Annotated in this window: 11 protein-coding genes; 10 read left to right on the forward strand and 1 reads right to left on the reverse strand. The window is 48.8% G+C overall.

The window, feature by feature from the left end; translation table 11 throughout:
- Nucleotides 1-14: 14 nt before the first annotated feature.
- The 7 genes from A6764_RS03210 (at nt 15) to A6764_RS03240 (ending at nt 9,940) form a co-directional block, all read left to right on the forward strand.
- Nucleotides 15-1,079: a glycosyltransferase family 2 protein gene (locus tag A6764_RS03210; RefSeq protein WP_176703305.1), complete on the forward strand. Its 1,065-nt coding sequence runs from the start codon at nt 15-17 to the stop codon at nt 1,077-1,079.
- Between the two features lie 85 nt (nt 1,080-1,164).
- A complete protein-coding gene (gene flaG / locus A6764_RS03215) occupies nt 1,165-1,500 on the forward strand; it encodes a flagellar protein FlaG (protein ID WP_065067375.1) in 336 nt (111 codons plus the stop codon).
- A gap of 12 nt (nt 1,501-1,512) precedes the next feature.
- Entirely contained in the window at nt 1,513-2,997 is a 1,485-nt protein-coding gene (locus tag A6764_RS03220; protein WP_083989835.1) for a flagellar hook-associated protein 2, read from the forward strand.
- A gap of 13 nt (nt 2,998-3,010) precedes the next feature.
- On the forward strand, nt 3,011-3,388 hold the full coding sequence (gene fliS / locus A6764_RS03225) for a flagellar export chaperone FliS (protein ID WP_065067374.1): 378 nt from the start codon (nt 3,011-3,013) through the stop codon (nt 3,386-3,388).
- A gap of 104 nt (nt 3,389-3,492) precedes the next feature.
- On the forward strand, nt 3,493-3,759 hold the full coding sequence (locus A6764_RS03230; protein WP_264622392.1) for a flagellar protein FliT: 267 nt from the start codon (nt 3,493-3,495) through the stop codon (nt 3,757-3,759).
- Nucleotides 3,760-3,962: 203 nt separating this feature from the next.
- A complete protein-coding gene (locus A6764_RS03235) occupies nt 3,963-7,703 on the forward strand; it encodes an IPT/TIG domain-containing protein (protein ID WP_083989834.1) in 3,741 nt (1,246 codons plus the stop codon).
- Nucleotides 7,704-8,026: 323 nt separating this feature from the next.
- Nucleotides 8,027-9,940 (forward strand): IPT/TIG domain-containing protein, encoded by a 1,914-nt coding sequence (locus A6764_RS03240; protein ID WP_264622393.1) that lies wholly within the window; start codon nt 8,027-8,029, stop codon nt 9,938-9,940.
- Between the two features lie 322 nt (nt 9,941-10,262).
- On the opposite strand, the gene A6764_RS03245 is transcribed toward A6764_RS03240, so the two are convergent.
- Entirely contained in the window at nt 10,263-10,442 is a 180-nt protein-coding gene (locus A6764_RS03245) for a hypothetical protein (protein WP_065067371.1), read from the reverse strand.
- Between the two features lie 184 nt (nt 10,443-10,626).
- Here A6764_RS03245 and A6764_RS03250 point away from each other — a divergent pair, with 184 nt between their 5' ends.
- The 3 genes from A6764_RS03250 to A6764_RS03260 all read left to right on the forward strand — a co-directional run bounded on the left by A6764_RS03250 (nt 10,627) and on the right by A6764_RS03260 (nt 12,806).
- Complete coding sequence (locus tag A6764_RS03250; protein WP_065067370.1) at nt 10,627-11,043, forward strand: hypothetical protein; 417 nt, start codon at nt 10,627-10,629, stop codon at nt 11,041-11,043.
- Nucleotides 11,044-11,218: 175 nt separating this feature from the next.
- Nucleotides 11,219-12,028, forward strand: a complete 810-nt coding sequence (locus A6764_RS03255; RefSeq protein WP_029100286.1) for a motility protein A — start codon at nt 11,219-11,221, stop codon at nt 12,026-12,028.
- Nucleotides 12,021-12,806, forward strand: coding sequence for an OmpA/MotB family protein (locus tag A6764_RS03260; protein ID WP_065067369.1), 786 nt, complete (start codon nt 12,021-12,023; stop codon nt 12,804-12,806). Before A6764_RS03255 ends, A6764_RS03260 begins: the two co-directional genes overlap by 8 nt.
- Nucleotides 12,807-12,980: the final 174 nt, after the last annotated feature.

Raw genomic sequence — 12,980 nt, forward strand, 5'->3', positions numbered from 1 at the left:
GAGGTTGATGATCGATGGGTACCCTTAGTCTCACGATGATTGTTAAGAATGAAGAGAAGTACATAAAACGATGTTTGGACAGCGTGAAAGACTTGGTCGATGAAATGATCGTGGTCGATACGGGGTCAACCGACCAGACAAAGGAGATTGCGCTGCAATGCGGAGCCAAAGTATTTGATTACGCCTGGACGGATAGTTTCGCAGATGCGCGTAACTACGCCCTGCGGCAAGCTAGCGGTGATTGGATTCTAGTCCTGGATGCGGACGAATACATGGTGAACACCTCCCGTATGATGATACACAACTTTATCAACACGCAAAAGGCAATCGGACGAATTATGATTGTGAGTAAATACGTGCATGACTCTGAAGTCCGTTATTTGCGGCAGTGGGCATCTCGCCTGTTCCCAAGAGGTGTATTTTATCAGGGAAGAATCCATGAACAGATTGTATCAGAGTTACCCCACGTACGAACGGGGATTGAGGTACATCATGACGGATATTATCAAACAGACAAAACGGATCGAAACCTGCCCCTCTTATTGAAAGAGTTGGAAGAGAGGCCCTTTGATCCGTATCTTTTGTACCACATCGCCATTAACTACAAAAATAAAAAAAATTACCAAGCTGCAGATCGGTATTTTTCGCAGGCCTATCAGAAGTTGACCCGAGAGGAAGGGTTTTATCCCACGCTGGTTGTTGATTACTTGTACAACACGATCGCGAATGGGAATCTGGAAGATGGCATGGATATTATCATGAGAGAAAGAGAACACCTTGAAAAATTCCCTGACTTTCACTTTGTGGCAGGCTTGTTTTTCTTGGAATATGTTCAAAAAGACATCAAGGGAAGGCTTGAGATGCTCGATTGGGTAGAACAGGCTTTTCTGGCCTGTCTTGAACTGGGAGAATCTGAGCGCAGTGACAGTGTTGTGGGAGTGGGAAGTTATTTGGCTGCCTATAATTTGGCTGTCGTTTATGACATTTTCGGGATGACGGATAAGGCCAAACATTACTATCAAGAGGCAGCAAAACTCAATTATCAGCCAGCCATGACCCGCCTGAAATTACTGATGTAATTCAGGAGAGTACCCTAAATGAATCTCAATCTTTACTGGTAAGGTGCCGATACATACAGTATAGGGATGTTTAGGGGGAATAGTGATGGAGATCAGTTCCAAGGCTCAGATCAGTAAACCTATTCAAAGGAGTGCAGATTTTCCTATTTCTGTGAATGTGGGAACTCCATCTGCAGCCGAACAGCCGAATGCTGTATCCAAGGAACAGATTTTAAAAGGAATCGACAGCCTTAACAAATTTATCCAAACAACTAGTACCCACTTGAAATTTACCTTCCATGAGAAACTGAACGAATACTATGTTCAAATCGTTGATGACCAAACGAATGAAGTCATTCGTGAGGTACCGTCGAAAAAAATTCTTGATATGGTTGCAAAGATGCACGAAATGATTGGTCTGTTAATTGATGAGAAACGATAGGAGGTTTTATTCATGGTGAGTCCTATTCGCCTTGGAGGGATTGCATCAGGACTTGATACAGATAAGATCATCAAAGACCTGATGAAAGCTGAGCGGGAGCCGGTCAACAGACTGAAACGTAAAAAGCAGCTTGAAGAATGGAAACGCGACAGTTATCGAGAAATGAATGCACTTCTCTTCGACTTTCAGAAGTCGCTGGACAGTCTTCGCTTTGCAAGCAATCTCAATAAAAAGAAGGCTGTTTCGAACAATGATGCAGCAGTATCTGTCACAACGAAGGGAACCCCTTCTCTGAGCAGTTACACCATTAAAGTTACTCAGTTGGCACAGCCTGCTATTCCGCCAAGCGCAGCATTGTCTGTAGACTCGTCCATTACCGATTCCAAAACACAAATTGGAAGCGACTTTTCTTTCTCCATCAATACCAGCAAAGGTTCTTCCGCATCGATTACGGTTTCGTCCACGGATACCATCGACAGTATAATTGCCAAAGTGAATCAGACTGGAACAGGGGTTAAGGCATCCTTTTTGAACAATAAACTGGTATTTACTTCGAGTGACGGAAGTACATTCGATATTACAGTTTCATCCGGAGACGGCACCGTACTTGGAATGGGTACAAATGGAACCACGACAAATTCATCAGCCGGTCAGCCCGGAACTCCGGGAAGTGTGGAAATTAACGGAGTGACACATAGTATTACAAGCAATACCTTTACGTATGACGGTATGGAAATCAACCTCAAGCAGGTAACGACTGATCCTATCATCATTGATGTTCGTACAGATGAAGATGCTGTATTTAATATAATCAAAAGTTTTGTCGACAAGTACAATGAGGTCATTGAAAAGATAAACAACAAGATCTCCGAGAAAAAATACAAAGGATACGAGCCGCTTCTGGACGAAGAGAAGCAGGAACTTCCCGAAAAAACGGCTGAGAAGTTGGAAAATATGGCAAAAAGTGGTATTCTTCAACGTGACTCAATCCTGTCGAGTGGTCTTGATGCGATGCGTTTTGCTTTGTCCAACAAACTGGAGGGGGCAGACTCAGCTTTTGACACCTTAAGTGAGATTGGTATTACCGGTTCCCCCTATGGCAAATATGCGTACCTGGAAAAAGGAAAATTGTACATTGACGAGACAAAATTGCGGCAGGCAATCAGCGAAAATGGAGATAAAGTAATCAACCTGTTTACCCAATACAGCAGCACGAAAAATTATAATGAAACCGGATTGGCTCAACGATTGTATGACGAGATTGACAAGACTGTCAAATTGCTGACAGACAAAGCGGGAAATTCCACAAATCCGATTGACGACAGTGTCATTGGACGCAGTCTCGACAATATTAACAGGGACATAAATCTATGGGAAGAACGTTTAAAAATGATTGAGGATCGGTATTGGAAGAATTTTTCTGCCATGGAAAGTGCTTTGGCCAAAATGCAATCACAAAGCACATGGTTTACGAACTTGTTAGGCGGTCAACAGTAAGAGGGGGATGCCGATGTTACATAATGCTGCACAGACCTATCAAACGAATCAAGTAACAACAGCAACTCCGGCTGAGTTGACGCTGATGCTGTATAATGGCGCACTCAGATTTTTAAAGCAAGCGAAGTCGGCACTGCAATCAAATGATTTTGAGACAGCCAACAACAGTTGTATACGGGTACAGAATATTTTATATGAGTTAATGGATACCTTGAACGATGCCTATCCGATTTCCGAACAGTTCCGCAAGATGTACGATTATATGCTGCGGCGGCTGATTGAGGCCAACGTGAAAAAGGACATCACTGGAATCGAAGAAGTAGAAGAATTTTTTCTGCAATTTCGGGATACATGGAAGGAAGCAATGATCCTGGCCAAACGTCAAGGGTAGGATGTGATCATGATGCCCGACCAAGTAGAGATGCTGGCAAGCCAGATCCTCCAGGTGACACGAGAGTTCCATGCGGACGTGTGCCAGGAAGAATCTGTTGCCACGTGGGACAACTTTTGGAGCAACGACAGATGTTAATGGCGCGCATTGACGAAGCCATTTCCCAGGGCAGCCAATTAAGCATGAAATCGCGCCAGTTCTTGCAGGAAGCACATAGCCTTGATCAAACCATACGCAGTTTGATTATGGAGCAGAAAGAAACGGTTCAACAGAAATTAAGTGAACTTCAGCAGCACAAGTCCGCCTTTGATAAGTATAACTACACATACGGAGCTACAGCTTACGGCGCATTCTTTGATGTAAAAAAATGATTATGAGGTCAGCCAGTACAAAATCTGGCTGATATTTTTTTGATGAGAGGATTGTAAAGAGAGTAAATATTTTTGTCCAAACCTCCGATATTACTAATGGGATATCGAAAAATGAAAATAGCGATGAAAGCGAGTCTTTCTGTGGGAAAAGCAATGGCTTCCTAGCTGTTGTTTTTTCATATATTCAGAATAGGAGGGAAAATATGGGGATTATTAAGAAGAGTGTGACTCTTATGTTGGCACTGCTTCTTGTTCTTGTCGGAACCCCGCTCAAGCCCCTACATGCAGCCGTCAATGACTACATGTCGGTCAGCAAGAGCGTAAATCCGACTTCCATCTCCACAGAACAAGAAGCGGAAGTATCTCTCAGCATCCAAGGTACGCCACCAGTAAACGTGGTACAGCCGAACGATGTTATTTTGATCATTGACAAATCAGGAAGTATGAGACCCGAATACAATAACGGTGAGGATAAGATTACCGCTGCAAAAGAAGCGGCAAAAGGGTTTATTGACCTGATGGATTTTTCCAAACACCGTGTGGGAATTGTTGACTTTAGTTCAACGTCAATGATCGGATCATTTCCACTAACAACAGATGCAACAGCAGCCAAGAATTATATTGACAAAATCACTGCAAACGGTGGTACAGCAACCGGTGATGCAATTGACAAGGCGATTGCTCTACTCGAGAATCATAGACCGGAGGCTCAACCGGTTATCGTAATTATGACGGACGGGGATGCCACCGAGCCTCAAGGAAATGCATACCAGTATGCAAAAGAACGAGCTCAGGTGGCCAAAGAGGCCGGGATTGTTTTCTATACAATCGCATTGTTGAAATCTACAGATAATCCGGATACAAGTGGTCCGAACCTGCTGCTGAAAGAAATGGCGACGACGGCCGCCCATCATCATTTTGTATTGGGTTCTCAAGGGTTGGAAGAAATTTATGCTGCTATCGTAAAAGAAATTGGACTGGCTTCCGCCTATGATGTGACCGTAACCGATGTTGTTGGTTCTGATTTTGAAATTGTACCTGGGTCTTACGAAAATAACATACCGAAACCGGAAGTATCGGGTAACACTTTGGTTTGGAAGTTTGCTGAGTTGAAAAACGATACACTGACGTTTACCTACAAAATTCGGCCAAAGGATCCGAACAAGACAGGTTTTTTGCCCGTCACGAAGACGGCAAATGCCATTATTACCTACAAAGACTATGCTGGAGCAAACCGCAGCAAACCAATTCCCAATGTCAATCTCCAGGTAACCTATCCGGCTCCGATCGTAACCTCTATTGAACAAAGCTACGGGCATCCAAATGGTGGAGAAACCGTTGTCATAAAGGGTGACAAATTCAGACCGAACGCGACGGTTAAATTTGGTGATTTCAACGCGTCGAACGTAAAAGTCGTTAGTGCCAATGAGATCACAGCCGTAACACCTCCGGGCAAGCAAGGCAGTGTACTGGTTAAAGTCACGAATCCGGATGGTCAATATGGCACCATTGCATACAGTTACAAAGCGGACCCGATTGTCACTTCTATTGACCCCAACAATGGTCCGTTGGCTGGCGGGAATACCATTTATTTTAATGGCAAGTACTTCATGAATGGCATTACAGTGACAATTGGGGGGAAACCGGCACCTGTCACGGTCTTTACCTCCTCGACCTATTTCAGGGTTACCGTACCGGAAGGGGATGCACCGGGAGCTGTAGATGTTGTTCTAACGAATCCGGACGGAACGACTGTAACGGTACCCGGGGGATATACCTATAACGCTCCGCCGGTTGAGGAAATTTCCATTTCGTATATTTCGCCAACTACCGGCGAACTTAAAGGCGGCGAGTTGGTTTTTGTAGAAGGAAAGAAATTTGATCCTGCAGTCAAAGTCTATTTCGGTGAGAAAGAAGCGACTCTATTCACCTACTATGCTGCCAATCGAGTTGCTGTCATTGCTCCGGCGGGAGATGCAGCCGGTGTGGTCGATGTAAAAGCTGTAAATCCTGACGGCAAATCGGCAACGTTAAAAGATGCCTATACCTATAAACCGGCACCGGTTTTGCCCAAACCAGAAATCCTTTCGATTACGCCCAACAGCGGATTGCTCGCGGGAGGAAACAAGGCAGTAATTTCAGGCAAGAATTTTCAGCCAAACGCCAAAGTTTTCTTTGGGACTACTGCTGCAACTGTAACGTATCTGTCTAGTTCACAAATTAACATTGACGTCCCGGCGGCGGCTGCTCCCGGCGAAGTAGATGTCAAAGTGGTAAATCCGGATAATCAAGAGGCCGTTCTTCCGCTTGGTTACACGTATTTGGAACAACTTCCTCCTGAACCGCCAACCATTACAAATATTAACCCCGCAAGTGGTCCGCAAGCGGGGGGAACCGACGTATACATCGATGGGAAAAATTTTGAAAACGGGTTAAAGGTGTACTTTGGAGGACAGGAAGCAGCCATTCTCCAACACTACTCGAAGACTCGTGTATTGGTAAAGGCTCCTTCTTCCAATGTGGCTGGACCGGTGGACGTTAAGATTGTGAATCCGAATGGGGACGAGACGGTCAAGCCGGAAGGATATACGTATATTGCGCCTCCGCCTCCTGCACCACCAAGCATTACACAAATAAATCCGGCCAGTGGTCCGATGGCGGGAGGGACCGATGTTTATATTGATGGCAAGGAGTTTGCCAGTGGATTACAAGTATACTTTGGCGGGATCGAAGCGCCTGTTACCCAGTATTATTCCAAAACGCGCATTTTGGTAAAAGCTCCGGCATCTGCAGTCGCAGGTCCCGTAGAAGTGAAAGTCGTAAATCCCAGCGGATTGGAAGCAGTAAAAGAGGATGGGTACACCTATATTGCTCCACCTCCTCCTGCACCGCCAAGCATTACGAAAATCTATCCGACCAGTGGTCCAATTGCCGGAGGAACTGACGTTTACATCGACGGTAAAGAGTTTGCCAGCGGTCTGAAGGTGTACTTCGGCAATGTTGAAGCACCTGTCACCCAATACTATTCCAAGCTTCGGGTCTTGGTAAAAGCGCCAGCTTCGCCAATAGACGGGCCGGTAGACGTAAAAATTGTGAATCCAGATTCACAAGAAGGCGTTCTTCCTGGAGCATATACGTATATTGCTCCCAAGCCGGAACCCGTAGAAATCACCAATATTTCGCCTAATGCAGGTCTAACCACAGGCGGTGAATTGGTATATATCGACGGTGTCAACTTCAAAAAGGGAGCAGTAGTCAAATTTGGAGACACTCCTGTTTCTCTTGAGTACTACTACAACAGTTCCAGGGTGAGCGTCAAAGCTCCGCCCTCCAACGGTTATGTAGGTCCTGTTGACATTACGCTTACCAACCCCGATGGGCAAACGTATACGTACCCGAATGGGTATACGTATCAGGTGCCAGTTCCTGCGATTACCAAGATTTATCCCGCGAATGGTCCGATGGCTGGCGGCACGGAAGTTTATATTGACGGGAAAAACTTCCATCCAAACATGACCCTGACTGTTAACGGGAAACCAGTGAATATTGCTACGTACTACAACAGCACCCGTTTTCGATTTATTACGCCGAGCAGCTCGGTATACGGTCCCGTTGACGTAGTAGTAACTACACCGGATGGACAAAGTGCAACGACAACCTTTACGTATGATAAACCACCGGAGCCGCAACCTCCGAAAATTACCAAGATCTATCCGACTAGTGGACCGGTTGCGGGTGGAACGATTGTATATATTGACGGAACCGATTTTGATCCAGGAATGAAAGTCTATTTCGGCGATGTAGAAGGGAAAATTGACTATTATTATCATTCGAAACGGTTTACCGTCAAGTCACCTCCTGCAGCTGGGCCCGGAATAGTCAATATTAAAGTCGTTAATCCGGACGGTAGAGAAAGCAATACGATGCCATTTGAATACAAATAATTTGTGGGTCATGAAAGGTTGGACCAAAGTTCCTGCTTATAAAGGACTTTGGTCCTTCTTTTGTTTAGAAGTAGTAGTTTTTGGGTTCCCATCACAGATGTACAGCTACACGATATGGAACAGCTTTTGCCTCACTCTCATCATGTCAGCATCTGAGGAAACAGTTACCGACTTCGTGAAAATAAGGATGGGACTTACAGTTCGAACTCCCGGTCAAAAACACAAATGTAGAAAAAAATTGAAGGGATGGTACGAAAGTAACAAAAATTAATAATGGTTCCGATAATTATATATATCACCATTCTGGAAAAGGAGTGTAAAAAATGAAGCAAGAGTATGGATCACTATCAAAAAACATCTCGGTATTCCTTGTTCTAATTTTGTTTTTTCTTTTGTCGGGTGTAGGATCCTTTCAAGTACACGCAGCAGAGGCACCTTCGATTACTAAACTTACCCCGACGAGCGGGAAGCTGGAAGGAGGCGAAGCGATCTACATTGACGGAAAAGACTTCGTTCAAGGCTTAAAAGTGTATATGGGCAGCAAGGAAGCCAAGCTCCTCACCTATTACGGGGCGACCCGAGTGAAAGTACAAGCACCCCCGGGAGATGTCCCGGGAACGGTCGACGTAAAAGTGGTAAACCCGGACGGAAAAGAAGCGGTGCTGGCTAACGCCTACACGTATCAGGCGCCGCCGGAGCTGATTCCGGGCATTACAAAGATTAATCCGACCAGCGGGAAACTGCAAGGAGGCGAAGCGATCTACATTGACGGAAAAGACTTCGCCCATGGCTTAAAAGTGTACATGGGCGGCAAGGAAGCCAAGCTCCTCACCTATTACGGGACGGGCCGAGTGAAAGTGCAAGCACCCCCGGGAGATGCCCCGGGAACTGTCGACGTAAAAGTGGTGAACCCGGACGGAAAAGAAGCGGTGCTGGCCAACGCCTACACGTATCAGGCGCCGCCGGAGCTAATTCCGGGCATTACAAAGATTAATCCGACCAGCGGAAAACTGGAAGGGGGCGAAGCAATCTATATTGACGGAAAAGACTTCGCCCAGGGCTTAAAAGTGTACATGGGCGACAAGGAAGCCAAGCTCCTCACCTATTACGGGGCGACCCGAGTGAAAGTACAAGCACCCCCGGGAGATGTCCCGGGAACGGTCGACGTAAAAGTGGTAAACCCGGACGGAAAAGAAGCGGTGCTGGCCAACGCCTACACGTATCAGGCGCCGCCGGAGCTGATTCCGGGCATTACAAAGATTAATCCGACCAGCGGGAAACTGCAAGGAGGCGAAGCGATCTACATTGACGGAAAAGACTTCGCCCAAGGTTTAAAAGTGTACATGGGCAGCAAGGAAGCCAAGATCATCACCTATTACGGGACAGGCCGAGTGAAGGTGGAAGCGCCCCCGGCAGATGCCCCGGGAACGGTTGATGTAAAAGTGGTAAACCCAGACGGAAAAGAAGCAACATTAGCCGCTGCCTATACCTATTTGGCCGATCCTTCCCCGCAGTTGACAAGTGTGACACCATCCAGTGGATTGTTGGCGGAGGAAAAAGAGGTATACTTGCTGGGGGCAAATCTTAAGCCGGATGTCAAGGTATTCTTTGGGGACACCCAGGCAAGCATTCTGGCTTACTATACGGACGGTTACTTGAAAGTAAAAGCTCCTGTGGCCAATACAGAGGGTACGGTTGATATCACGGTTGTCAACCCGGATGGGCAATCCTACACGTTGAAATCCGCGTTTACGTATCGCAGCACGCCGGATCCAAATGACCGCGTGGACACGCCTGCAGATGTAGGCAGCGTTCAAATAACCAATGTCATCACTCCAAGCGGGGGAGGCCCGATCAACTATGGGTACGGAAACAAGTGGCGTGTGGATGATTTTGTCCCGGTTACGTTTGAAGGCACTGTTGCCGATCACAGCGGAAATCCGCTGCCCAATGAAAAAATGACCTTCCGTTTCCTTGGCCATCTCAATTCGGCAGCCGTCAAACAGATGGAATTCATCACAGACGCCAACGGGCGCTTCGCCTTTCAGATGATCTTGCCGGCAGCGATTGGGGAGCACGTTTACTCTCTGCCGCTTGCAACACATTACTACGACATTGTAAATATTGAATTCTACGAGGGCATATACGACGCTGCACAACCATCGTCGGCCAGAAAAATAGAGAATGTAAGTGATCGTGACGTTTATCACTTCAGTCTTTCGATATATAACCCTTGAGGGAAAGACTAACGCGAACGGTGGATGGAAAAGGCTGCTGGTTTTTTAATAGCGGCCTTTTCTGTGCATTCCAAAAGAAGAGACATGCTGTTCCATTTGCATAGCAGATAATCCTGATGCTTTTCTGAATAGATAATGACGGGAAAAACTCTCGGATATGACGAAAATGGGGTTCATGGTAAAGGGTCAGATCGGGATTCGATGGTGATAGGGGAGGAAGGACGGGGAAGAGACGATCCGAACTGCCAAACGGGCACATCTCGCATGCCACAAAAAACCAAGCAGGCTGTCAACGTCGACAGCCTGCCCGTTCTGTCCCGGGTTACACCCGCACGTCAAGCACTTTCCCCAGTGTCGGATGCGGAGCCTGTGCGGCCTGCTGGATGTTTTGCTGGGTTTTGGCGAAGTCCTCCAGCATCGTGGAAGCCAGCGCCTGGGCGGTGGACTGCACCTGTTTGGTCAGGCTGATGGAGATGGCTTGCTTCAGTTGGACCATGTTCACGTTCGTTCACCTTCTTCCGTACAGGTTCATGGGACAAACATGGGGATCTATTTTGGTATCGGCATTTTGCTTGCGGCGGATTAGAGAAAACATCTTGCAAATAAAATATCCGGCGGTTCCCGATATTTTTGTCTCGGCGCTCTTGCTATAATAGGGGAAAGAGCGAGCAAAAGGGGGCTGGCCGATGCAGGAGGAGATCCTGGGGATGCTCAGGGCCATCAGGGAAAGCCAGGAGGTAACCAATTCCAAACTGGAGGCACTGACCATGGATGTGCGCCGTTTGGAAGGGGAAATAGTCCAGATTAAGACGGACGTGGCGGAACTCAAGGAGGACGTTGCGCAGCTCAAGAGAGACGTGGCCGAACTGAAAGTGGAAGTGGCGGTTCTCAAGCGAGACGTAGCCGAGCTGAAAGAGGACGTGACGGTCCTCAACACAGAAACAACCAAAATGAAAACCGAAATGACCAGCTTCAGCCAGCGGTTTGACCGTTTCGAACAGCGCTTCGACAACATGGAGGCCGATTTCAAGGTTCTGTATCAAGACTACCGCTTTCAAAAGCGGGACATCCAAAAGCTGAAAGACGCGACCGGTTTGCTATAAGAAAACCAAATCAGCAAAAAACGGCTGGAGCGGCCGTTTTTTTGTGTGGGCAAAAACGCGTTTGGTCGATGGGCCCCCTCACCCAAGAATCCATCCGCTTCACTACGCATTCATCAACCACGAGCGATTAACCGATACACGTAACAGAACAAACTCAACGGGATGGTGACACCTCTTGTCGACAAAACGTCGCTCGCTCCTGCTGGTGGGAGCGGTCTTGCTCATGTTTGTGCACGCGGTCTACCTCAACGGCAGCGCAGCCGATCTGCTGAACGTAACGGCGATCGAGCTGGTGGCGCTGGCCGTGCTGATCGCCTACGCGATCAAGCGCAGGCACCTGGAACTGCGCCCCTTGATCCGGCTCCTGGTGCACGGCCGGGAGGGAAACGTGGAAGAGACGATCAAACGATTCTACTACTACGCCCTGGTGCAGAAGGAACAGGGGTATCTGGCGTTGGAAAAAGAACTGCAGAACGAGAAAGATTCGTTCGTCCGCCGCGGCAGCTTGCTGGCGATTGAAGGCGTGCCGGAGGAAGAACTGCGCATGATTCTGGAAAACGAGCTGAAAGGGGAGCAGTACCGCTACCAGCAGGCGGCCGGCTTCTTCCGACTGATCAGCCTGCTGGCGCCGGGCATGGGACTGGTAGGGACGCTGCTGGGGATGACGGGGGTGCTGAAGACGCTCTCCGACTTTACCCAGACCGGGTACAGCCTCAGTTCGGCGGTGGTGGCGACGCTGTACGGGGCGCTCTTGGCCAACCTGGTTGCCCTGCCGTGCTACTACCGGCTGATGGACATCCACGACCAGGAAATGTTCGAAAAGCGGCTCTACATCGAAGGGTGCGTCGGGCTGCAGCGGATGGAGACGCCGCGTCTGCTGTTTGAAAAACTGAATTCGTTCCTGCCCGGGGACCGCAAGCTGGTGCTGATCAAGCCGCCGGGCAGCGTCAGAGGAACGATCGAAAGGCAGGATCGCCATGCATGACGACCGGCTGTACGACGAAAAGGAACTGGAAAAGAGCTGGCTGATCAGCTACAGCGACCTGTTTACCCTGCTGTTTGTGATTGTCGTCATTATCGCCGCGGCCCATGCGACCAAGATCAAGGTGCAGATGGACGAAGCGGCCCGGCAGCAGGCCAGCTTGAAACAGGTGCACGAGAGCCTCGACCTGCTGAACCTGCAAAAGCTGGAGCTGGAGCGGGAGATTCACCAACTGGAAGCGAGGCGCGAAGCGTTGGCGGCCGCCGTGGAGGGGAAGAGCGCGGGAGAGAGCCGTCCCCGCCCGGAGGCGCCGCCGGCTGCCAGCGATGCGGCAAAGCGCGACATGGAGACCATCCGGACGCAGCTCGCCTCCGTGCTGCAGGCGAAGCATGTCGACTTCGAAGAGACCGGGGACGGGCTGCGGGTGCGCCTGCCGGAAACGATCCTGTTCGGCAGCGGCTCCGCCGATCTGAAGGACGAGGGAAAACAGGTCGTGGACGTCGTGGCGCGGGTCTTGAAGCGCTTTTCGTACCGCGTCCGGATCGAAGGCTGCACGGACGATACCCCTGCTGCCCAAAGCCCGTACCGCTCCAACTGGGAGCTGTCGTCGGCGCGGGCTATTGCGGTGATGCGCGAACTGGTGAACATCCACGGTCTGCCGGCCTCCCGCTTTACCGTGGCGGGTTGGGGCGAACACGCCACGCTGGTGGACAAGGCCAACGCGGGGAACGGCCCCCGCAACCGCCGCGTGGACTTGCTCATCCTGGTGGAAAAGGAATAACAGTTCAAATTTTTCTGTCAATAAAAATACTTTTTCTGGAAGGATTCCCGTGTATCAGAGAGAACTATTTCTGACAGGAATCCTTCTTTCTTTTTTTGGAACGAACCTTGTTTCCTGCCTGTCCCTGACGCCGAGGGCAGCAGGGACGCAGGGCGGGGTGAGTTATTCCCAGCT

The organism is Brevibacillus sp. WF146 (assembly GCF_001673705.2).
In the GTDB taxonomy this organism is placed as follows: domain Bacteria; phylum Bacillota; class Bacilli; order Brevibacillales; family Brevibacillaceae; genus Brevibacillus; species Brevibacillus thermoruber.